This is a genomic window from Siminovitchia sp. FSL H7-0308, assembly GCF_037980985.1.
Lineage (GTDB): Bacteria > Bacillota > Bacilli > Bacillales > Bacillaceae_C > Siminovitchia > Siminovitchia thermophila.
This window is the reverse complement of record NZ_CP150282.1, coordinates 932,956-953,871: the sequence shown is the minus strand read 5'-3', so window position 1 is coordinate 953,871 and position 20,916 is coordinate 932,956. Positions and strand designations below refer to the sequence as shown.

Annotated in this window: 19 protein-coding genes and 1 pseudogene; 8 read left to right on the top strand and 12 right to left on the bottom strand. The window is 41.9% G+C overall.

Annotated features, from left to right (window positions below; translation table 11 throughout):
- Positions 1–235: 235 nt before the first annotated feature.
- Positions 236–1,705, bottom strand: coding sequence for a CoA-acylating methylmalonate-semialdehyde dehydrogenase (locus MHB50_RS04560; RefSeq protein WP_205179270.1), 1,470 nt, complete (start codon positions 1,703–1,705; stop codon positions 236–238).
- Positions 1,706–1,853: 148 nt separating this feature from the next.
- On the opposite strand from MHB50_RS04560, the gene MHB50_RS04555 reads away from it, so the two are divergent.
- Positions 1,854–3,467 carry a PucR family transcriptional regulator gene (locus MHB50_RS04555; protein WP_205179272.1) on the top strand — a complete coding sequence of 538 codons (1,614 nt, stop codon included), beginning with the start codon at positions 1,854–1,856 and terminating at the stop codon, positions 3,465–3,467.
- Between the two features lie 109 nt (positions 3,468–3,576).
- On the opposite strand, the gene MHB50_RS04550 is transcribed toward MHB50_RS04555, so the two are convergent.
- Complete coding sequence (locus MHB50_RS04550) at positions 3,577–4,266, bottom strand: ABC-2 transporter permease (protein ID WP_236017056.1); 690 nt, start codon at positions 4,264–4,266, stop codon at positions 3,577–3,579.
- Positions 4,267–4,551: 285 nt separating this feature from the next.
- Between MHB50_RS04550 and MHB50_RS04545 the strand changes: the two genes are divergently transcribed.
- Complete coding sequence (locus MHB50_RS04545; protein ID WP_171973958.1) at positions 4,552–4,704, top strand: hypothetical protein; 153 nt, start codon at positions 4,552–4,554, stop codon at positions 4,702–4,704.
- 188 nt (positions 4,705–4,892) lie between these two features.
- Here MHB50_RS04545 and MHB50_RS04540 read toward each other — a convergent pair whose 3' ends face one another.
- The 5 genes and pseudogenes from MHB50_RS04540 to MHB50_RS04520 all read right to left on the bottom strand — a co-directional run bounded on the left by MHB50_RS04540 (position 4,893) and on the right by MHB50_RS04520 (position 11,378).
- Positions 4,893–5,750 (bottom strand): ABC transporter ATP-binding protein, encoded by an 858-nt coding sequence (locus MHB50_RS04540; RefSeq protein WP_077112956.1) that lies wholly within the window; start codon positions 5,748–5,750, stop codon positions 4,893–4,895.
- A gap of 1,035 nt (positions 5,751–6,785) precedes the next feature.
- On the bottom strand, positions 6,786–8,405 hold the full coding sequence (locus tag MHB50_RS04535; protein WP_077110870.1) for an amidohydrolase: 1,620 nt from the start codon (positions 8,403–8,405) through the stop codon (positions 6,786–6,788).
- Positions 8,406–8,430: 25 nt separating this feature from the next.
- The gene (locus tag MHB50_RS04530) at positions 8,431–9,897 is read right to left on the bottom strand and encodes a sodium:solute symporter family protein (RefSeq protein ID WP_340084915.1); all 1,467 of its coding nucleotides are present in this window, start codon (positions 9,895–9,897) and stop codon (positions 8,431–8,433) included.
- Complete coding sequence (locus MHB50_RS04525) at positions 9,897–10,118, bottom strand: DUF3311 domain-containing protein (protein WP_077110855.1); 222 nt, start codon at positions 10,116–10,118, stop codon at positions 9,897–9,899. The genes MHB50_RS04530 and MHB50_RS04525 overlap by 1 nt, the downstream gene beginning before the upstream one ends.
- A pseudogene (locus tag MHB50_RS04520) lies at positions 10,115–11,378 on the bottom strand (M20 family metallo-hydrolase). Before MHB50_RS04520 ends, MHB50_RS04525 begins: the two are co-directional and overlap by 4 nt.
- Positions 11,379–11,576: 198 nt before the next feature.
- Between MHB50_RS04520 and MHB50_RS04515 the strand changes: the two are divergent.
- From MHB50_RS04515 to MHB50_RS04490, 6 genes are all read left to right on the top strand, one after another.
- Positions 11,577–11,702 carry a hypothetical protein gene (locus MHB50_RS04515; protein ID WP_268920976.1) on the top strand — a complete coding sequence of 42 codons (126 nt, stop codon included), beginning with the start codon at positions 11,577–11,579 and terminating at the stop codon, positions 11,700–11,702.
- Positions 11,703–11,723: 21 nt separating this feature from the next.
- Complete coding sequence (locus tag MHB50_RS04510; RefSeq protein WP_340084914.1) at positions 11,724–13,286, top strand: sodium/proline symporter; 1,563 nt, start codon at positions 11,724–11,726, stop codon at positions 13,284–13,286.
- A gap of 4 nt (positions 13,287–13,290) precedes the next feature.
- Entirely contained in the window at positions 13,291–13,782 is a 492-nt protein-coding gene (locus tag MHB50_RS04505) for a hypothetical protein (protein ID WP_340084913.1), read from the top strand.
- A gap of 108 nt (positions 13,783–13,890) precedes the next feature.
- Positions 13,891–14,178: a YhdT family protein gene (locus tag MHB50_RS04500; RefSeq protein ID WP_077110850.1), complete on the top strand. Its 288-nt coding sequence runs from the start codon at positions 13,891–13,893 to the stop codon at positions 14,176–14,178.
- A complete protein-coding gene (gene panF / locus MHB50_RS04495) occupies positions 14,175–15,641 on the top strand; it encodes a sodium/pantothenate symporter (protein WP_340084912.1) in 1,467 nt (488 codons plus the stop codon). Before MHB50_RS04500 ends, panF begins: the two co-directional genes overlap by 4 nt.
- Positions 15,638–16,861: a M20 family metallopeptidase gene (locus MHB50_RS04490; RefSeq protein ID WP_340084911.1), complete on the top strand. Its 1,224-nt coding sequence runs from the start codon at positions 15,638–15,640 to the stop codon at positions 16,859–16,861. The genes panF and MHB50_RS04490 overlap by 4 nt, the downstream gene beginning before the upstream one ends.
- Positions 16,862–17,122: 261 nt before the next feature.
- On the opposite strand, the gene MHB50_RS04485 is transcribed toward MHB50_RS04490, so the two are convergent.
- From MHB50_RS04485 to MHB50_RS04465, 5 genes are all read right to left on the bottom strand, one after another.
- Positions 17,123–17,662 (bottom strand): SMI1/KNR4 family protein, encoded by a 540-nt coding sequence (locus MHB50_RS04485; protein WP_077110844.1) that lies wholly within the window; start codon positions 17,660–17,662, stop codon positions 17,123–17,125.
- 34 nt (positions 17,663–17,696) lie between these two features.
- Positions 17,697–17,909, bottom strand: a complete 213-nt coding sequence (locus MHB50_RS04480) for an HNH endonuclease signature motif containing protein (RefSeq protein WP_139345595.1) — start codon at positions 17,907–17,909, stop codon at positions 17,697–17,699.
- A gap of 663 nt (positions 17,910–18,572) precedes the next feature.
- Positions 18,573–19,295: an amino acid ABC transporter ATP-binding protein gene (locus MHB50_RS04475; protein ID WP_077110840.1), complete on the bottom strand. Its 723-nt coding sequence runs from the start codon at positions 19,293–19,295 to the stop codon at positions 18,573–18,575.
- A complete protein-coding gene (locus MHB50_RS04470) occupies positions 19,292–19,948 on the bottom strand; it encodes an amino acid ABC transporter permease (RefSeq protein ID WP_077110838.1) in 657 nt (218 codons plus the stop codon). The genes MHB50_RS04475 and MHB50_RS04470 overlap by 4 nt, the downstream gene beginning before the upstream one ends.
- 94 nt (positions 19,949–20,042) lie before the next feature.
- On the bottom strand, positions 20,043–20,885 hold the full coding sequence (locus MHB50_RS04465; RefSeq protein ID WP_077110836.1) for a basic amino acid ABC transporter substrate-binding protein: 843 nt from the start codon (positions 20,883–20,885) through the stop codon (positions 20,043–20,045).
- Positions 20,886–20,916 lie beyond the last annotated feature (31 nt).

Genomic DNA, 20,916 nt, shown 5'->3' with positions numbered 1-20,916 from the left:
TTTCGTATTCTATTTTTCTACCGTCCGATAACAAACAAGATGCGAACACCAGGACTAGAAAAAATGCAACGCCTGATAGAAAGCGTGATGCGTGAGCTTTGGCTTCATTTCAGAGGAGTTCTCCCTTCCTCCATGTGGCAGACTGATCCAAAGCTCTGACCTTGGTAAATTGGTCCACCTACACATTTTCATCCGGCAATTTCCCAGACTAGGCGCCGCATCCCATTTTCCAAGATCAATAGGCGTGTCTCTGTGTCACCATTTTCTTGCGCGTGTAAAATTCGATGCCATCACGGCCGTTGGCATGCAAGTCACCATAGAAAGATTTTTTGTAGCCCGAGAATGGGAAAAATGCCATCGGGGCAGGCACGCCCAAGTTAATACCAAGCATCCCCGAGTCGATTTCTTCTCTGAATTTGCGAATCGCTTTCGCGCTGTCCGTAAACAAGCAAGCTCCATTTGCGAATTCGGACTTGTTTGCAAACTCAATCGCTTCATCCAAATTCTTCACACGTACAACTGATAAGACCGGAGCAAAAATTTCTTCCTTCCAAATTTTCATGTCTTGTGTCACATTTTCAAAAATGGTTGGTCCTACGAAGTAGCCGCCTTTTGCTAAAGATTCATCTTTCCGGCCATCACGCACAAGCTTGGCCCCTTCTTCGATCCCGGATTTGATGTAGCCGAGTGTTTTCTCTTTATGGGAATCGCGGATGACCGGACCGAGGAACACGTCTTCTTGAAGCCCGTCTCCCATTTTGATACTGTCGGCTTTTTCCACAAGCTTTTGAACCAATTCATCTGCGATTTCTTCAACAGCTACTACGACGGAGCAGGCCATGCAACGTTCACCCGCTGATCCGAAGGCAGCATTAAAAATGTTTGTTGCGGCGGATTCCAAATCGGCATCCGGAAGGACGATCGTATGGTTTTTCGCTCCGGCAAGCGCCTGAACCCTCTTTCCGTGGGCGGTTCCCGTTTTATACACATATTCAGCAACCGGTTGTGAACCTACAAAAGAGACAGCCGGAACATCAGGATGGCTTAACATCCCGTTTACGACATCGTGGGCGCCGTGAACAATGTTGAATACCCCTTTTGGAATCCCTGCTTCCTGAAGCAATTCCGCCAAACGATTGGCAAGAAGCGGCGTTCTTTCTGACGGTTTTAGCACAAACGTGTTGCCGCACGCAATCGCGAGCGGGAACATCCAGCAAGGAACCATCATCGGAAAGTTGAACGGCGTAATACCGCCAATGACGCCCAAAGGATAGCGGTACATTCCCGATTCGATATTTGTAGCGATGTCAGGAAGCTGCATCCCCATCATCAAGGAAGGTGCTCCGGCCGCAAACTCGACACACTCTATCCCTCTTTGAACCTCACCATACGCCTCGTTGAAATTTTTTCCATTCTCAACCGTAATGAGCCGCGCCAACTCGTCCCACTCATCGACAAGCAGCTGGTGGTATTTGAATAAAACTCTGGCGCGCTGGGGAACAGGTGTTTGTTTCCAAGTTTTATAGGCTTCTTTAGCAGCCTTGACCGCCTCATCCAAATCCTCTTTTGTTGAGATCGGAACTTTGGCAAGCAGTTCCCCGGTGGCGGGGTTCGGTACATCTTCATACTTTTCAGTCTTAGATTTTACCCATTGTCCATTTATGAAATTTGCAAGCGTTTTCGTATTTTCTGCAACTGTACTCAATTTTTCTCCTCCTTATCTTTACCATATTAATGGTTGACTCAAATTTATATTCCCTTCATAATCAATTTTACAAATAAATCTTAGGCAATACATTATACAAAGTGTAAAATCATCGCGCGATTCATTTTACATATTGGAGGCCAACGATATGATGAACGAATTTACGTTAAAAGTGGGAGACATTCTTTCAAGGGAACATTTTCACCATGCAAAAGTTTTAGCTGGTTCAGAGGGACTGAATCGGATTATTCGCTGGGTCCATGTATTGGAAGTTGTCGATTTCGAGTCGCTCATTCACGGCGGCGAATTGATTCTGACAACAGGCGTCGGTCTTCAAACAGATTTTCTTACCCAGCTTACATTTGTACGGAAATTGATTCAATCAAATGCTGCCGGTATTTGTATTGAAAAAGGACCCTACTTTCAGGAAATTCACGAAGATATATTGCAACTGGCCAACAAACATCACTTTCCCATTATCTTGTTTGAAGAGACTGTAAAATTTGTAGACATTACGCAAGACCTTCACAGTTTAATCATCAACAGACATCATGACCTTTTAAAATACCTCGATACGTCTTCCCGAAAGTTTATTGAGCTGTCAATGTCATCCAATGGAATCCAGAAAATTTTGCAAGAGCTCTATCAATATTTCCATCACACGGTTATGTTTTTACCGGCTGAAGGCAGGAACTTTTACTTTCCCGCAGACCAAAAGGAACTTCTTGACATAGCAGTACAATATGTCGAAATGGAGAGAAATGACATTCGGCAACAACAGATCATCAACATTGAACATGAGCGCTTCGTCGTCATGCCGGTCAAAGGCCTTGGACACACATGGGGATGCCTTTTCCTCCATACCGCAAGTTCCGCACCGGAAGAATTTCATTATCTCATTCTTGACCGGGCTGCCCTTTCAATTGCGCAAATCATGTTAAGAAATCGAACGATTGAGGAAAGAAAGCAGCATTCAGAAGATAAGTTCGTACGAAATATTTTACAAGGACGCGAGTTTGATATAAACGAAATGCACACCCATCTGCCCTTCATCCATATGGACATGTGCTACCGGGTATTTGTCCTTCAATTTCAGCCACACGATCAAGAAATCAGCGAAGAAGAATGGGAAGACATTAACTTGCAAAGGGCAATGCTTATACGCACCCTTTTTAAAAGACATGGATTTCTCCCCTCTGTATCAGCTACAAGAGATGAAATTGCCGTGATTGCAGCGATTACAGTTGAAGAAAAAGAAAAGGCAGTGGAACATTTAAAAAGAATTATCCACTATATCGACGAAAATAATGAGAAAAAAGGTTTGTTCGGAAAAACATTCACCATCGGAATTGGCCGGGAATATACCCGTATTAAGCAATTAACAAAAAGCTACAAAGAAGCAAAAGAAGTGATCGGCATTCAGGCAAACATCCATTTATATGATGAAATGGGCGTTTACAGGCTATTTCTTCCTTTAAAAAATACCGGCGAACTGGAAGCATATGTATTGGATTATCTAGGTCCCATACTGGAATACGACCGAACAACAGAAAGCGGACTTTTCCAAACCTTAAAAGTATATCTGGAGTGTGGCGGGGCAAAAAAGGAAGCTGCCGAAAAACTGTTTATCGTCAGACAAACCCTCTATCATCGGCTTGCAAAAATCGAGCAGTTGTTGGGCGCAGACTTCATGAATCCGGATAAAAGAATTGCAATCGAAACAGCTCTGAAAGCGTACGACTTGATAAAGGCTGTCAATTAATGTGGGCTGGGACTGCCTTCTCTTTGACAGTCGCCTTATAATGAAGTTTCACTTTATCCGGCATGTAAGGTGGTGTGAGAGGGGCGAAAAGTTATTTACTCGATTATGCTTAGAACTCCTTGCGTTTGTAAATTTGAAGCGTCACAAAGTATGAAATGATGAAAAGAAACAAGTTAATCAATAAAAAGCTTGAAGAAAAAAGTAGATCGTGGTTTGTGTTTGGACTAAGTGGCGCACCAAAATTTTCTAAAATCCCTTTATATATCCATTCACTCAAGAAAAATAATCCTATAGCTGCAAGTACACCCATCATCAGAATCATATCAGATTTCTCTGTACCGTAATGATAGGTTAAAGGATAAGTAACAAAACCTATAATCAGTGCTAATCCAACCCCATTCATTATTGAATAAACGGCTGTTGTTGTTTGATTTTGTCCCATTATTAGATCTGTTAAAACAAATAATACAAAAGTCAAAATAATCCCTGAAAGCATGATTAGTGAATAGAAAATATAATGACTTTGTACAACTTGACTTCTTTTGATTGGTAATGCTAACACAAATTTATTCCAACCAGATGAGGATTCGTGTTTTAAAGCTTCAAAAGCTGGAGTGATCATAAATAAGATAGGCAACCATGTGGCGAAAGACAACATCATCTCATTATTACTTATTATGAGAAGGCAGACTATAACAACACTTATAAACACGTAATTTCTAAGACTCTTTTCAACTGTAAAATATTGATTCAAAAATAGTCCTCTCATTTTTATAATCATTCCTTTCGCTTCGCTCAAGGCACAACACCGCATGAAAATGAAGGTTATGCCTTTTATCTTTCGTTTTAAAGTAGTAACCTATTTTTGAAGGAGCCTATATACACTACAAATCACGGGGAGGTGAATAAGTGCATGGTTTCACTACACGACCTCGCATTTTTATATGTGTAGCTTGGCTTTTCAAGAACAACTAACTATGACATAGAGAACGTAAACGTATCTTTGCATAAGCGTCTCGTTTATAGAGAGCCTTGCAGTCAATATATAGTTCTTCTTCAATCAAATGGATAGGAGGTAGCTAGCATGCTAAAAATCGTTTATCCGAATTGCTGCGGAATTGACGTTCACAAGACCTTTGTTGTTGCTGTCATCGCAATTACGGATGATCAAGGGTTTACTCAATATTGCGATTGCCCACCGTTTGTTAGTGGCAATTTATCATGTCCTTTTCAATAAAGAGCCTTATAATGCGGATTTATATCATGTGACTAACTATATTTCTCCAGATAAGGAGCTTTTTATATAAGAGGCCATACAATTTGCAAAAGGTCACGGTTTTAAGATAGCGTATTTTTTTGCAATTTTTTTTATTTCGTATTGTCTTTTTCAAGAACTCCAAGGCTAACTCCTACAACTAATGAATTTCAAACTTTCTCACCTCGCATTAAAAGTAGAGTGATTTCATCTATAGAGAAAGATTCTTTCTTTATTAGATGTCTTACTTTTTCACGATCAGAAACCAGAACATCTGTATCATCTCCGTTTTGTTTATAAGCTACTACCAAGTCCTGATTAATTTCTTTAAATTCATGCTCGTTGCACGTAAGAATTGCATAGTTTTTTAAAAGTTCATCTTTTTGAATCTTTAATAGTATTTTTCCGCCCTTTATAAAAATGAGATTATTTGCGATTTTTTCGATATCACTTGTTATGTGAGAGGAAAGGAGAATCCCTCGATCTTGATCTTGAACAAAATCCTGTAATACATCTAGCAATTCATCTCTTCCCGTTGGATCTAGTCCTGCCGTAGCCTCATCCAAGATTAATAACTTTGCGTTGTGAGACAAAGCAATCGCAACTGATAGCTTCATTGACATCCCTCTTGAAAAGTCCTTAACCTTCTTTTTTAGAGGTAAAGAGAACATTTTTACGTAATAATCAAATTGATCATCATTCCAGTTTTTATAAATACCTCTAAAAACTTTTTTTAAGTTTAGGATGGTTAAGTCTCCAGGTAACTTCATGTCATCAAATACAACACCGATATCATTCTTTAGGTCTGGATCTTTTGGGTCTATTTCTTCACCGAAAATATGAATAGTCCCACTGTCTTTATATAAAGTTCCTAGTATTGAACTCATTGTTGTTGATTTACCAGCTCCGTTTTCTCCAATAAATCCGACGATATCACCATAATTAATTGAAAAAGAAACATCATCTAAAGCAAAATCAGAATCGGCATAGCTTTTCCTTAAATTACTTACTTCTAAGATAACGGCCAATATAAATCCTCCTCATGATTACTTGATTTAAGAGATAACGTCTATTTAGCTTCTCGCTGTATAAAACATTATATCTTCCAATGATGCTGGCTGCCCATTAACTTTCTTACCATCCCTGGTTGATCAACAAGACCTTCAAAACCCGTTAATGTTTCTCGAGTTTGGATAAAGTATTTACGCAGGTCTTTATTTAATAAATCTGTGGCACCTTTAACAATAGTAACGCTCTTTAAGCACCTCCTTACTATCATCAAAGATAATTTTGCCGTTTTGAATATACACGAGATAATCAGCAATTTGTTCTAAATTGATCCAGAATCCTGATATATTATATTCATACTCAACGAGAAGATCTGATCTTGTTAAAGTATCCATAGATGAACAACTTTAATAAATCTTTTCTCTCATAAGGTTGTTGTCCAGGATTATGTTTTTTATATTCTTTAATTCCCATATCGACCAAGCAGAGTGATTCTACGAAAGCATCAATTGCTCGAACAGGGTTTTCCTTATCAATCATTTCATCTAAACACAGTAATTGAAAACTTATTTGATTTCCCTGAAAAACCGTGAACATTGCCCATTCTAAAGAATCTCCTCTGCTTATAAGTTACCTATATTATACCTTTTTTTGGTTTTATTTGTTAGACAGTCTGATGTAAGGTGCCGTAAGCCTCCCACATCAAAATCTTGAGTGAATACAAAAGGGCTAAGTGGAAGATAACGGCACCTAAATGCCCGATTGGTTCAACTAACATTCAATAAGAGATGGGAGAAAACGGCTACTGAATGAAGGTTCACTTTATCCCGCATGTAAGGTGCCGTAAGACGCTCCTACTTCAAAACATGAGTGAATACAAAAGGTCTAAGTGGAAGATAACGGCACCTAAATGCCCGATTGGTTCAACTAACATTCAGTAGGAGATGCAAGAAAACGGCTACTGAATGAAGTTTCACTTTATTGTTCGTTTTTTCATCAGCTGATTTAGTTGTGTGCCAGCCCCTAAAACATGATCTTGGTCTGTGCTGCCAATGTTAGTATATTGCATTCTTTTGATACAAAATTTCACCGTCAAGCATCGTCATTTCCACGGAAATGTGTTTCATGTCTTCCTTATTTGTTTGCAGAAGGCTGCGATCCAATACAACAAGATCAGCCAGTTTTCCCTCTTCAATACTACCTTTGAGATGTTCCTCAAAGCTTGCATATGCTCCATTATACGTATATGCCCTGACAGCTTCCATCACATCGACAGCCTGGCCCGGACCAGCCGCCTGTCCTGATTGGGTCATCCGATTTACCGCAGCATGTATTCCAAGGAACGGATTACAATCGGCGACCGGCGCATCAGACGCAAAGGCTGCCGGAATAGATTTATCCACATAATCTTTTGCCGGATACATGACATGTACTCGCTCTCCATAATGATGCATATATGATTCTCCATTCATATATATAAAAACGGGGTTGGGGATCGGAATAATGTTCAGCTGTTTCATCCGTTCTTGCAGGTTTGGTGCAGCAATCCCCGCATGCTCAATCCGATGGCGGTGGTCAGCGCGCGGGCACCGCTCAAGGGCCTGCTCAATACAATCAATCACCATTTCAATCGCCTTGTCTCCTTGGGCGTGGGCCGTAATTTGAAACCCTTTTTCATGGGCTTCCCCCAATATCCGGTTCAGTTTCTCCTGTTCAATATATTGAATCCCGTAATCATTTGGATCACTCGTGTAAGGTTTGCGGGTAGCAATGGTCGGACCGGTGCTGCTTCCATCAGTAAACAATTTAGCAGGACCGATTTTAAATTTCTCATCCCCGAGTCCCGTCACAACCCCTGCGCGGAGCATCGTTTGAATAAATTCTTCAGAATTGGTCAAGGAACCGATCATGGCATACACTCTTACTTTAATATCGCCGGATCTGACTCCTTTTTGCATCATCCTTATAATGTCCGGGCTACATCCATATCCTCCGGCATCATGTACACTTGTGATTCCGGCTTTGACGAACGTATCCGAAGCCAGCTTATGTGCGCTTTCCAACTCGTGATCGGTAAAAGATGCTGTATGGAAAAGTTCCATATGAGCATTTTCAATCAATTTTCCGGTCAATCGTCCATCTGAATCCCGTTCCCTCATCCCGCCTTCGGGATCGGGCGTTGCTTCATTGATTCCGGCCAACTCCAACGCTTTGCTATTGACGATGGAGAAATGATTACAAAATCGGGTAATCACGATGGGATGATCAAGCGAAATGGCATCCAACTCTCCCCTTGTCGGAAATCGTTTCTCGGTGATGTTCTGTTCATTAAATCCCCAAACTCTCACCCATTCCCCTCTTGTTGTTTCGTTCGCCTTTTTCTTTATATCTGTAAAAATATCTTGCAAAGATTGAACATGGGGAGCCGTACAATTTACCCCCAATAAGTTTAAACCGTAAACCGTTAAATGCAGATGAGCGTCTATGAATCCGGGCAGAAGCGATTTTCCTTCCAAATCAATGACAGTTGTATGATGGCCTATAAAAGACGTTATCTCGTCGTTCGTACCAACGGCCACAATTTTGTTTCCTTTTACAGCAACTGCCTCACTTACATCATTGTCGGCATTGACAGTCACCACCTCGCCATTCTTAAAAACGATATCCGCCTTCATTTCATCCATTCTTTGTAACATCTTTTTAAGCAGCATTGATATAATCATCCACTTCCTTATGATTTTGAGGCTTTGTCATATAGCTGATAACGATTGTGATCACAATATTCGCCATTAGTCCCAATATACCTGCATGAATCTCAAAAGGCGTTGAAGTTGCCACAAGCTGGAAGTAAAAATTGAAGACCGTCCCCACTATTAACCCGGCGATTACCCCGGATACAGTAGCCCTTTTCCAATAAAGCGCGCTATATATCGCGGGAGCAAACTGGACAATCGCCCCATAGGCGCCAATCAGAAGGGCGACTAACCCCTGTCCGCCAAAAATGGTAATGAGATAAGCAAGAGCACCAATTACAAATACGCCAATCCGCATGATCAGTAAAACGGTTCTATCGGATAGATTGGTCCATATGTTGCGAACAATGCCATCCGTTGTTTCCAGTGACGCACTATGGGTAATGGCATCAGCCGAAGACATCGCTGCCGCAAGCGCTCCCGCTCCAACGAGGCCATATATCCACCCAGGAAGATTCATAACAGTCGTAATCAAAAACGGAAATATTTGATCGGCACTTTCAAGATTCTGCTGATCCACGACCCCTTTTGCCGCAAAGCCGACGAGTATAAGTGGCACCAAAAATAATGCAAATAGTGGATAAACCAACACAGTCTTTTTAATCGTGTTCGGGGTGGAAGCATAAGATTTCGAAAATAAATGCGGCCACATCAGAAACCCGATCACTGATACGAGAATGGTCGTTGTGAAGGGAATGGCCCCCATATGGGATCCTTCTTTTCCAATCTGCAAAAAGGCTGGTTGCTCCTGAATAATGCCGTTAAACATTTCGCCTACGCTTCCATGAAGTTGAAAGACGATTGCCAAGCCAACAACCCAGGAAATGACAATCATGAGAAAGCCTTGAAAGACGTCCGACCATGCCGCCGCCCGCAATCCACCTGTTGCTACATAAATAACCACGATGCCATATGATACAAGAACCCCCAGCCAAAAAGGCATCCTTCCTTCTGTCATCATGTTGAAAATATGGGCCATTCCCGTTAACTGTGTCGCCAAATATTGAATGCAGGCCAGAAATGTAATCAGTCCGACAATCACCGCCAGCGCCTTGCTTTGAAATCGTATTTTTAAAAATTCCGAAACGGTATAAATTGTATATTTCTGGCCGATTTTTCGAACCTTTGGACCGACAATATACCACGGTAAAATGGCAAAGGCTGAATAAATAACGATATAATATGCTGGTGCTCCCCTCTCATATGCCCACCCGGGCAAACCTAAAAAAGCAAATGCGCTAAAAATGGCCCCACCCATCAAAAACCACATGACAATCAGGCCAAGTTTGCCGCCAGCGACCGCAAACTCATCCAAAGATCCATGATCTCTTCCCTTCCCCGCAAGAATCCCGATAATAAGAGCTGTCACAAGATAGCCGGTCATAATAAATAACGCAATTTGCCAATGGGGCATTACATTTCCTCCTCTTCGTCTTTATTTGGATCGACATCATATAAAAAAGCAACCGCGATAAAAGTGACGGCAACCCATAACAAAACCCAAAAGAAGGAAAATGGCATTCCTAAAATGATTGGTGTTGCCTTGTTCCCGATTTCATACAATGGAAAGATCAAAAATAGGAACGGGATAACGCAAGCAATGGAAAAAATGAGGTTGAACTTTTTTGTACTCATGTATTTTCGCCTGCCTTTTTTTCCGCTATTTGCAGCATTGTCTTAAACAATAACTCGGCCCCAAGGGAAATATCTTCGGGGAAAAGAGTATTCTTTCGGATTGTGACTGACCTCGTCTTTGGAACGGACAAAGATCATTCCATAGTCACACACTGTAGACATGGCAAGGGCATCGTGGAACGCCCCGCTCATGAGCTCTGGTGGGTTTAACCCCATGTCCTCGCTTTCTTCCCGCATGATCTGTTTGATCCAATCAACACAATACCGCGGCTCACTTCGGATATCTTCGCTAATGTCATATGTTAACTGATGTTTTTTCACCGATTCCTTGATGACTTCTACTAATCTTGTTTCTATGGCATTTCTCCGCTCTTCATCAATGTCCCGCAAGTCGATCGTAAAGGACACTTTTTCAGGAATAATATTTCGAGAATTCGGAAAAAAACGTAAGCTGCCAACTGTACCGACCGTCGAAGTCTCAGGATCTTCACTTGCCAAATCGTTCAAAGCTGTAATAATTTTGGCAGCCCCGGCAAGAGCATCCTGGCGTATTCCCATCGAGACGGAGCCGGAATCGCCTGCAAATCCGTTCAATTCCACCGTCAACCAAAGCGGACCGGAAATGCCCGATACGATTCCGATCGGCTCTCCTTTCGATTCAAGCACGGGCCCCTGTTCAATGTGAAGTTCAAGGAAAGCATGGATTTGATCATGCCGATATTCACATTCAGGAAATTTTCCAGGATCGCATCCGAATTCGATTAGCGCATCTCTTCTCGTCATTCCTTCCTTATCCTGCCTGTCAAGCTCTCCATCTTCCAAAAGGCCAAGAATACCACTCGACCCAAACAATCCTTTATGAAAACGGTTTCCCTCTTCATCGGAAAAAGCGCCCACTTCCATTGACATGACCGGAACAACATTATTTTCGATCATGGTTTGAAGCGCTTCAAGGGCGCCTAAAACACCCACAGTCCCATCAAACCTGCCGGCATATGGTTGTGTATCGATATGGGAACCGACCATCAAAACGGGCAAATCAGAATGTGCGCCACCAAGACGTCCAATCAGATTTCCAAAATGGTCGATTCTCGTTTTGAGTCCGATTTCTTCCATCCACCTCTTCACAAGTAGCACTGCTTCCTTATCTTCCGGAGAATGTGCCAGCCTTCGTACTCCCGTTTTCCCTATTTGTCCGATTTTTGCAAGTTCCATTATACGACTGTATAATCGTTCGCCATTAATGGTAAAAAACCACATCCCGTCCCCTCCTTAAAGCTATTTTTGATATGTTATAAACAATTCACTATACTTTCAAATTATCTCAATTTATAAAATATTATGTGATGTTTTTACTTCCGATCGTTTGAAATTTTGAATGATCAGTAATCATCATCCGTATACATGTATAAAACCAAAATGAAATCGCTCGCAAAATTCACCCAAGGAGGAGAATGGATGTTTCATTTACCGCCTGAAACTTTTTGGTTGCTGCTGCCATGGCCGCTTATTTGGTTGAGCTTGGCTTTCTTTATGTATAACAAATTAAAAAAAGAAGATGAAGCAGAAGACAAGAGTGAATAATGATGAGTCGGGGGCGAAAAAATGAAACCGGATTTGATCGTTTTTATGATCTATTTGTTAGGATTACTGGGAGTTGGTTTGTATTTTTCCCGTAGAGCCGCGCAATCAGTGGATGAATATCTTTTGGGCGGTAGAAAATTGGGACCTGCTGTAACAGCTTTAACAATGCAAAGCACTGCTATGAGCGGATATATGTTTATGGGCGGCCCCGCGCTGGCTTTTCAACAAGGCTGGTACGCCTTATGGTATGCGATAGGGGATGCCGGCGGTTCGATTATTAATCTCTCTGTTTTGGGAAAGCGCATGAGACGCATGTCCGAAATACTCGGTGCCCTTTCACCTGTAGAATATTTGGAGAAAAGGTACGAAAGCCCGGCGGTAAGAATAGTGGCTTCCATTATTTCCATCGTTTTTTTATTCGCATACGTATTTGCCCAATTTATCGCCTCAGGAAAGGCGTTGTCAACTTTAACGGGACTTTCCTATGAAATTGCTCTTATTCTTGGGGTAAGTGTTATTATTATTTATACTGTGACCGGCGGATATCTCGCTGTTGTCTGGACTGATTTTATCCAAGGAATTATTATGGTGCTTGGCGTTGTAGCGATATTTGTTGTGGCTCTCGCGCATATTGGAGGGTTATCGGCATTAAACGAAAAGTTGGCTGCCATAGATCCCACTTATCTCAGCATATGGGGGAAAGACTTGGCGTATTATGGACAATGGGGAGTTGTCTTGGGAGCCATACTCATCTATTCGATCGGATATATGGGATTGCCTCATGTCGTTGTGCGCCATATGTCGATGGAAAGTACAAAGACGGTGAAAGGCGCGATCATGTGGTCGGCTCTATGGAATCAAATGTTTATTTTTACCCCTTATATACTTGGGTTAATTGGAATCGTCATGCTGCCAAACCTTTCAGACCCTGAAATGGTGATCCCCACACTTGCGTATACGTACTTCCCAGGGATCTTTGCCGCTATTTTGCTTTCAGCTGTAATGGCTGCCATTATGTCCACTTCCGACTCTATCTTAATGCAAGCCGGGACGATCCTTTCCCGGGATATATATCAACGGTTTATTCATCGGGAGGCAAGCCAGCCGAGAATGATCCTTGTTTCGAGAGTATGTATTTTATTAGCCGGAATAATCGGGGTGGTTGTTGCTATATATGAACCTCCCTCCGTCTTTACACTCGTTATATTTGCCTTTGGTGCTCTTGGAAACAGCTTCCTTGTTCCATACGTAGCTTCCGTATATTCTAAAAAAGCAAACCATATAGGTGCTTTATGTGCCATGATCGGCGGGGGAACAACTAACATCATTTGGACTTCCATGGGGTTAGAAGGAGCAACGGCTATTCACCCGTTTTTGGCTGGATTGGTCATCTCTATTTTAGGCATGGTGATCGGCAGTCAGTTTGGGAGAAAACCTTCGCAGCCCATGCAAGATGCTTTTGAAAAAGCGAAAGGAAATAGACAAATACCGCTTAATATTGAGAAAAACATTGCCCGTGATCTAAGCCCGGAAACAAAAAATGTTTCCGATTTTCTCGCAGAAAGAAATCTGATGAAGGAATAAGACGATGGAAAAAGAAATATACACACAAGAGATAGAGATTTCGAAAGAAGATACAATCCGGTCTTTTAAGAACTTGCAGCCTTCTCTCCATTTTTCTGTTGATGAGTTATTATATTACCCATACTTATTTTTTGAACACTCATTTGCCAGAAAAAATCCATTATCACCTTTGAAAGGAATAATCGGCAGTACAGTTGATGGCATATCAGGCGTTGCCGCACTGGCTGATAAAGCCCCAACATTTCAGATCAAGACCGTTTCTGCTGAACGCCTTCTTCCCAGCACCATTCAGAAACATCGAGCGGTCCAAATCGCCGAAGACTATATATTTCGTACCCTGTCCACTAAAATAAAGGTGCTGCTAACTCCAAAAGTCACATTGCAAAAGCAATTATTATTTTACCGCCCCTATTGGATTGTGGATGCGAAACAGATCGGAAAAGACGATTTTAGATTAATGGTTGACGGGGTTAGCGGAAAGTATCATCCTTTATAAAGTGACTCTCTCATCCTAAATGCTTTTGTTTTTTTAATTTAAAAAGAATAAATGATCTTGCAGGCTTATAAAGCCGTTCCATGATCAAAAAAGAAGGAGGAGTGATGAATGGGGACAGATTCTCCAAACAAGCCCGATCCCCGCTTCAAAATTGCCCACCGTGAAGCGCTAATCGGAGTTGCGCTAGCCATTTTTAATTTTATTTGGTGGTACGGTTTTGCATATGGATTGGGCAGTAAGCCATTAAAAGAATACAAGTATGTTTTCGGCCTGCCTGCATGGTTTTTTTACAGTTGTGTACTGGGCTTTATTGTCATGGCCGTATTGGTGACCCTTGTAGTGAAATTTTGGTTTGTTGATGTGAGCCTGGATGTCGAGGAGGATGATCAAAAGTGAACTGGGCCATTATTGTTTCTCTCGCCTGCTTTGTGATCATCATATTTGCCATTGGAATATGGTCCAGCCGCTCTATCAGATCTTCAAACAATTTTTTGCAGGAGTATTTTCTTGGAGGCCGGGAATTAGGCGGCTTTGTCTTAGCCATGACGATGATTGCTACATATGGAAGCGCGAGCAGTTTTATCGGTGGTCCCGGTGTGGCCTATACCCAAGGGCTTGGTTGGGTGTTGCTGGCGATGACCCAAGTAGTTACTGGATATTTTGTCCTCATGATTTTGGGCAAAAAGTTTGCTATCATGGCCCGAAAATATAAAGCCATTACGATGGTGGATTATATGAAGGAAAGATATAAAAGTCCGTGGGTTGTTATCATTTCTGCTCTCAGCATTATCATCTTTTTGTTTTCCGCGATGGCTGCCCAATGGGTGGGCGGCGCAAGACTCATAGAGTCGATTACCGGAATGGGCTACTTCACCTCATTGGCCATTTTTGCCGCTTCGGTCATTATTTACGTTATCATCGGAGGTTTCCGGGCAGTGGCTTTAACCGACGCGGTTCAGGGCGTCATCATGTTGTTTGGGACGCTCATCCTTTTGATCGCAACCATTGCTGCCGGCGGCGGAATTTCCAATATTATAGCTGATTTAACGAGGGAAAATCCAAACTTGGTGACCCCATTTGGCGTTGAAGCTTCCCTTACACCGGCCTATGTATCGTCTTTTTGGATCTTGGTTGGCGTGGGAGTCGTTGCGCTCCCGCAAATAAGTGTCCGGGCAATGGCCTATAAAAGTACGCAATCCATGCATAGGGCCATCATCGTCGGAACGATCGTCGTTGGATTTATTATGCTGAATATGCATCTGATCGGTGTGTTTGCCAGACCCATTCTTCCCGGAATCGAGGTCGGGGACAAAGTGATGCCGCTGTTGGCAATGGAAGTGTTGCCTCCCTGGCTCGTCGGAATTGTACTGGCAGCCCCGCTGGCCGCAATCATGTCGACCGTTGACTCGCTCTTGATTCTTGTCAGCTCAACGATCGTAAAGGATATTTATTTAAACTATATAGAGCCGAAGGCAACGAAGGCCAAGGTAAAACAATTAAGCTTTGGTGTTACGGCGATTCTCGGGATCATTGTATTTTTAATGGCTTTGGATCCCCCCAACCTGTTAATTTGGCTGAACTTATTCGCATTTGGCGGATTGGAAGCAGCTTTCATTTGGCCGCTCATTCTTGGCTTATATTGGACGAAAGCGAATAAATATGGCGCTTTGACTTCCATGGTGATTGGCATTAGCTCTTATATTTTATTTGATACTTTTTATCCCCAGCCCCTTGGAATGCACTCAGTGACCTTGCCTGTAGTCATGTCTTTGATTGGATTTGTCATTGTCAGTCTCCTGACAAACAAATATACCTCAAATCAAACCGATGAACATTTACAAAGGGGTGTGGGCAAATGAAAAAAGCAGAAACGACCAACCGCATATTGAAAAGTGAAACGGAGGAAGTCATCTTATTAACACAAGCACTTGTGCGCATTCCAAGTGTTTATCGTCCCGGAGAAAAAGACGGGAATGAGGAAAGGGTTGCCCGCTTCGTTTACAATTATTTAAAAAAGAACGGAGTGGAAGTCCACATAGAAGAGGTAGAGCCGGGGAGACCAAATGTCATAGGAATCATTGATTCTGGAAAGCCTGGCAAAACGTTATTGTTCGAAGGTCATACCGATGTTGTAACGGAAGGTAAGAACAGTTCATGGACATACGACCCTTTTGGAGCGGAGATTATCAATGGAAAAATGTATGGCAGAGGCACAAATGACACGAAAGGAAATCTGGCCTGCATGATGATCGCCGGACTTTCCCTACATGAAGAAAAAGAAAATTGGAGCGGCAAAATCATATTGTGCATTCCTTGTGATGAAGAAGGCATGATGATTGGCATTAAAGACTTTATTAAGAGAGGTTGGGCCAAAGACGTTGATGGGGCCATCATTTGTGAGCCTTTGGATAAGGAAGTATGCATCACCCAAAAAGGAGCCATGAGAGTCATTATTCGAACATATGGAAAAATGGCCCACGGGGCCATGCCTTTAAGCGGTATTAATCCAAATCTCCGGATGGCACGGATCATCTGTGAGCTGCATACGCTTGAGGAAAAAGAGAAACAGCGTCTCGGAAAACATCCCATGTTGGGATATCCGAGCATCACCCCTACCATCTTGCAAGCTCCTGTTGCCGGGGAGGCACAAATCAATGTAATGCCCGATGAATGCATGACGACCTTAGATATCCGAACAATTCCTGGCCAAAACCATAAGGAACTGGAACATAAGATCCAAGCCATATTTGACCATTTGGTAAAAGATGATCCAGATTTTAAAGCAACCTATGAAGTCATCGAAGATCGTCCTTGGACCGAAACACCCATCGATGATCCGCTTGTCAAAAGTGTATCCCAAGCTGTGACAGAAGTGCTAAAAAAACCCGCCACGTACAATGGAGTTCCGGGAGCAACGGATGGAACATTCTTACACTTGGAAGGCATCCCCATTGTGACCATTGGAGCGGGCGACCGCGAAATTCCCCATCAAATAGATGAATATGTCGAAGTGGAAGACCTTGTGATCATGACGGAAATTTATCGCAGGGCAGCTTTACTCTTTTTACAAGAAAGCTAGGATGGAATACGGCGAAAACAACGGGACTGGGGCAGAAGCAAATACAATAGCAAAAGGGCCGTGAAAAAACCCTGTAAAAATGAAATAAACCGCATGGAATCAAGTTTAAAAGGGTGGTTCCCCCTAAAACCTTGATTTCACGCGGTTTTATTCTGACGATTTTTACGAATATGAATCAGCTTTCAACTTATGTCCCAGCCCCTATATGTGTTAAAAAATCCCGATCATCGCTATGTCAAAATAGTGATGAGACGCTTTTGTTCATTTGAATGTTGAATAAAACTTATAGTAATTGATTGCATCCAATCTCGGCCATTCCCAAAAGATATCACCACTCGAAACGATATACCGGTCAACAAATAATTCAAGATTCATGTTTAATGGTGCGGGGTCTAAATATTCAATATAAAGATAGTTTGGCGTATTTTTGTTATTTTTCACCATAAGATACTCTTCACTTACCATGCCAATCGGATAAAACATGTGATCCATAGAAAGATTTTGATGAGCTTGGATGACTTCATCTAACGAAAACAATATTAAGCCTCCGCCAATGTTCATATCACCAAGATACGCTTGAAGCAATTGTGCCCCGTTATGCTGTAATAAGAACGCTTCATAATCCTTTGGTATATCCCAGTCATTATTTTCCTGAACCTGCTTTAAAGCTTCTGGATCTGCTGGAGGATTAAAACTACAACCTACGGTTATGACTTTACCTTTGGAAAAAATAAGTTCTAATCTGTTGTTATTTTTTTTTAGTTGTTGTTTCAAATTATCTAAGGTTTTTTTTATTAACATTTATAGACCCCCTCCTTGAACTTTAGTAAGCTCTCTACCAAGGAGTTACTACCTGTTGATGTATATCTCTAGGTAACGGAAATAAATTATCAAAACTATGATCCCCTCCATATTGTATTGGGACTACATGGTGAATATCATATTTACTCCAATCCCATTTAGGATCTTTGTAAGTATCAATAAATCTTTTAATATATTGCCCTCTTTCTTCACTAGTTAATGGGTCCACTCTCTTTTCTTTAGGCACTTCACGGTAATCCGCCCTAGCAGGCATAGGCAAATCCATTCCGTTAAAAGCAGTATGTCTAATTTCTGGATATGGTTGTGCTTTTTTATTAAGTAAGCGTTTATGGATAACCTGTTGTACTAAAGTATCTTCAACATATTATTGAAAAAACCTGCACAAATTTTAAAATATTATGTTTTTTATAAAAGATCGACAATACCTATATGAGCGCGTGGATTGAAATCTCCATGCAGCAGAGTTGTAAAAGGATTTCTTTTGGTCGCACTCTAAATAATTAAAGGTTCTATGTCAATTTTTTAACTTATGGGCATTATCAACGAATGAAACATTTACCTCCATTACCATTTCTCTTTTTCTTCAAATATATCACGAATATCCACAAACAGAGTGACCTCTTCGTAAATCACATTGTTCCATAGGGTTCGACGGATATTATTCCAATAGTTGCGACTGCAGATGAACTTACCTGCTTGGGCAGTTGCCGAAGCTCATCAATAAATTTCCCCGCTGCCACGAGTGCATTGAATCGGTCCATTGGAGGGCGCGTCGGCATGCCCGGATTTTCCATAAAAAGTAATTTTATACCATGATGGTCCAGGGAAACGGCATCCAAGACAATAAATCAGGCGGAAGAAAACAATTTATTTTCTTCCGCCTGTATGTTTATAATATTTTGCTCAAAAATGCTTTTGTCCGCTCGTGCTGTGGATTGCTGAACAATTCAGAGGGGTCATTTTCTTCGACAATATAGCCGTTATCCATAAAAATCACACGATCTCCGACTTCACGCGCGAAGCCCATTTCATGTGTGACAACAATCATGGTCATGCCGTCTTTTGCAAGCCGCTTCATGACTTCCAGGACTTCGCCGACCATTTCGGGGTCCAGAGCCGATGTTGGTTCGTCAAACAACATTATTTTTGGCTCCATGGCCAAAGCCCGGGCAATGGCCACTCGCTGTTTTTGTCCGCCAGAGAGTGAATCGGGATAGGCGGAAGCTTTATCGGACAGGCCTACTTTGGCCAGCAGATCGACTGCTTTTTGTTCGGCTTCCTGTTTTGCCAGTCCTTTTACATGAATGGGGGCCATTGTAATGTTTTCTAAAATGGTCTTGTGGGGAAACAAATTAAAGTGTTGGAAGACCATACCGACATTTTTGCGGACTTCATTAATGTCCGTTTTTTTATTTGTCAAGTCTTTTCCGTCAACGATCACTTGTCCTCCCGTTACAGATTCAAGCAGATTTAAACAACGAATAAATGTAGATTTCCCTGAACCAGACGGCCCGATGACAACGACCACTTCTTGAGGCTTTACTTCAAGAGAAATATCCTTGAGGACTTCATTGTCCCCAAAAGATTTTTTTAAGTTTTTTACAGAGATCATTCGGTCCTCATTCTCCTTTCAATATAGTTCATGAGCTGTGTTAAAGAAAGTGTGAGGATGAGGTAAATGATGGCGACTGTAATATATGGTTCCCATACGGTCATATGGGCACCTTGAGCCGCTCGTCCCCAATACATCAATTCAGGCGCAGCAATAATGGCCGCCAATGATGTTTCTTTTAATAACACAATAAATTCATTTCCAAGAGGAGGGATCATCCGCTTGATGGCCTGCGGTAAAATGACGAGCTTCATCGCTTGGTTATGACTCATGCCAAGAGAACGCGCCGCTTCCATTTGCCCCTTGTCAATCGACTGGATTCCAGCGCGAAAGATTTCCGCAATATACGCTGAAGAGTTCAGAGAAAGGGCAATAATAGCTGATACGATTGGATTGGCTGGTGTCATAAAGAGTGGTACAACCCCGAAATGTATCAGAAATATTTGCACCAGGAAAGGAGTTCCCCGGAAAAAGTTAATATACCAAACGAAAGGAAAGCGAACGACAGCAGAATTGGCCATTTTTCCCAATCCAATCATCAAGCCTAAAATGAGCCCGATCAAAGTCCCTGCTAATGTCAGACCCAAGGTTAATAAAGTACCCTTTAAAAAGAATGGAATATATTCAGTAATAATGTCAAAGCGAATATTCAATGGTTTTCACCTTTCTTTGTTACGATTCGAATCGGCCGTTACATACTTAACTGAAAAAACGGCCATCCATCAGTTAATGGACAGCCGCATGTAATCATTCTTTCGCCGCTTTACGTAGAGCTTCTATATCCGGCTCTGCACCATCAAACCATTTTTTATAAATTTCGGCGTACTTGCCGTTATCCAATATCGTATCAAGTGCTTGATCAAACTCGGCTTTCAATTCGCTTCCTTTCTGGAAGGCAATCCCATAATGCTCAATGGCAAATGCTTTGTCATCAGTAATTGTTTGAATGTTGCTATCAGGATATTTCTTCTTATATGCTTCTGCAACGGCTTTGTCGGTTACGACGACATCCACATTGTCACTTTGCAATGCTTGGAACATAAGTGCCGCAGATTCGTATTTGGAAATATCCGGGGAGTTTTCTCCTACAACTTCTTCCGCGTTAAATTGTCCCGTCGTCCCATTTTGCACGCCAATTTTCTTGCCTTTTATATCTTCAGCGCTTTTAATATCAGCTCCTTCTTTAAAAGCAATCATACCGATGGATTCAAAGTACGGTTTCGAAAAATCATATGTTTTTTTACGTTCGTCTGTCATCGTGATTCCCGCCATGCCGATGTCAATCTGTCCGCCCTGCAATCCCGCGAGCATGGCATCCCATCCGGTATTTTCAATTTTCACTTCATATCCAGCTTCCTCGGCAACCGCATTTAGCAAGTCCACATCAAATCCGGTTACCTCACCTTTTTCCATAAATTCAAAAGGAATAAAGGTTGCTTCTGTACCAACATTCAACACTTTTTTATCTCCCGATTTTTGCCCATCCTTCGATTCTCCCGATTTGGTATCTCCGCCGCCTCCCCCACAGGCTGCCAAAAGCAGGGCAGATCCGGCCAAAACGGCCATAAAAGATTTTTTTATAGAATACATCAGTATAGATCCTCCTCTTGATACTGTCGTA

Coding starts and splice junctions, on each gene's coding strand:
- MHB50_RS04555 (WP_205179272.1), top strand. CDS start 1,854: ATGATGAACGAATTTACGTTAAAAGTGGGAGACATTCTTTCAAGGGAA.
- MHB50_RS04545 (WP_171973958.1), top strand. CDS start 4,552: ATGCTAAAAATCGTTTATCCGAATTGCTGCGGAATTGACGTTCACAAG.
- MHB50_RS04490 (WP_340084911.1), top strand. CDS start 15,638: ATGAAAAAAGCAGAAACGACCAACCGCATATTGAAAAGTGAAACGGAG.
- MHB50_RS04475 (WP_077110840.1), bottom strand. CDS start 19,295: ATGATCTCTGTAAAAAACTTAAAAAAATCTTTTGGGGACAATGAAGTC.
- MHB50_RS04465 (WP_077110836.1), bottom strand. CDS start 20,885: ATGTATTCTATAAAAAAATCTTTTATGGCCGTTTTGGCCGGATCTGCC.
- MHB50_RS04515 (WP_268920976.1), top strand. CDS start 11,577: ATGTTTCATTTACCGCCTGAAACTTTTTGGTTGCTGCTGCCATGGCCG.
- MHB50_RS04510 (WP_340084914.1), top strand. CDS start 11,724: ATGAAACCGGATTTGATCGTTTTTATGATCTATTTGTTAGGATTACTG.
- MHB50_RS04525 (WP_077110855.1), bottom strand. CDS start 10,118: ATGAGTACAAAAAAGTTCAACCTCATTTTTTCCATTGCTTGCGTTATC.
- MHB50_RS04535 (WP_077110870.1), bottom strand. CDS start 8,405: ATGAAGGCGGATATCGTTTTTAAGAATGGCGAGGTGGTGACTGTCAAT.
- MHB50_RS04485 (WP_077110844.1), bottom strand. CDS start 17,662: ATGTTAATAAAAAAAACCTTAGATAATTTGAAACAACAACTAAAAAAA.
- MHB50_RS04505 (WP_340084913.1), top strand. CDS start 13,291: ATGGAAAAAGAAATATACACACAAGAGATAGAGATTTCGAAAGAAGAT.
- MHB50_RS04500 (WP_077110850.1), top strand. CDS start 13,891: ATGGGGACAGATTCTCCAAACAAGCCCGATCCCCGCTTCAAAATTGCC.
- MHB50_RS04530 (WP_340084915.1), bottom strand. CDS start 9,897: ATGCCCCATTGGCAAATTGCGTTATTTATTATGACCGGCTATCTTGTG.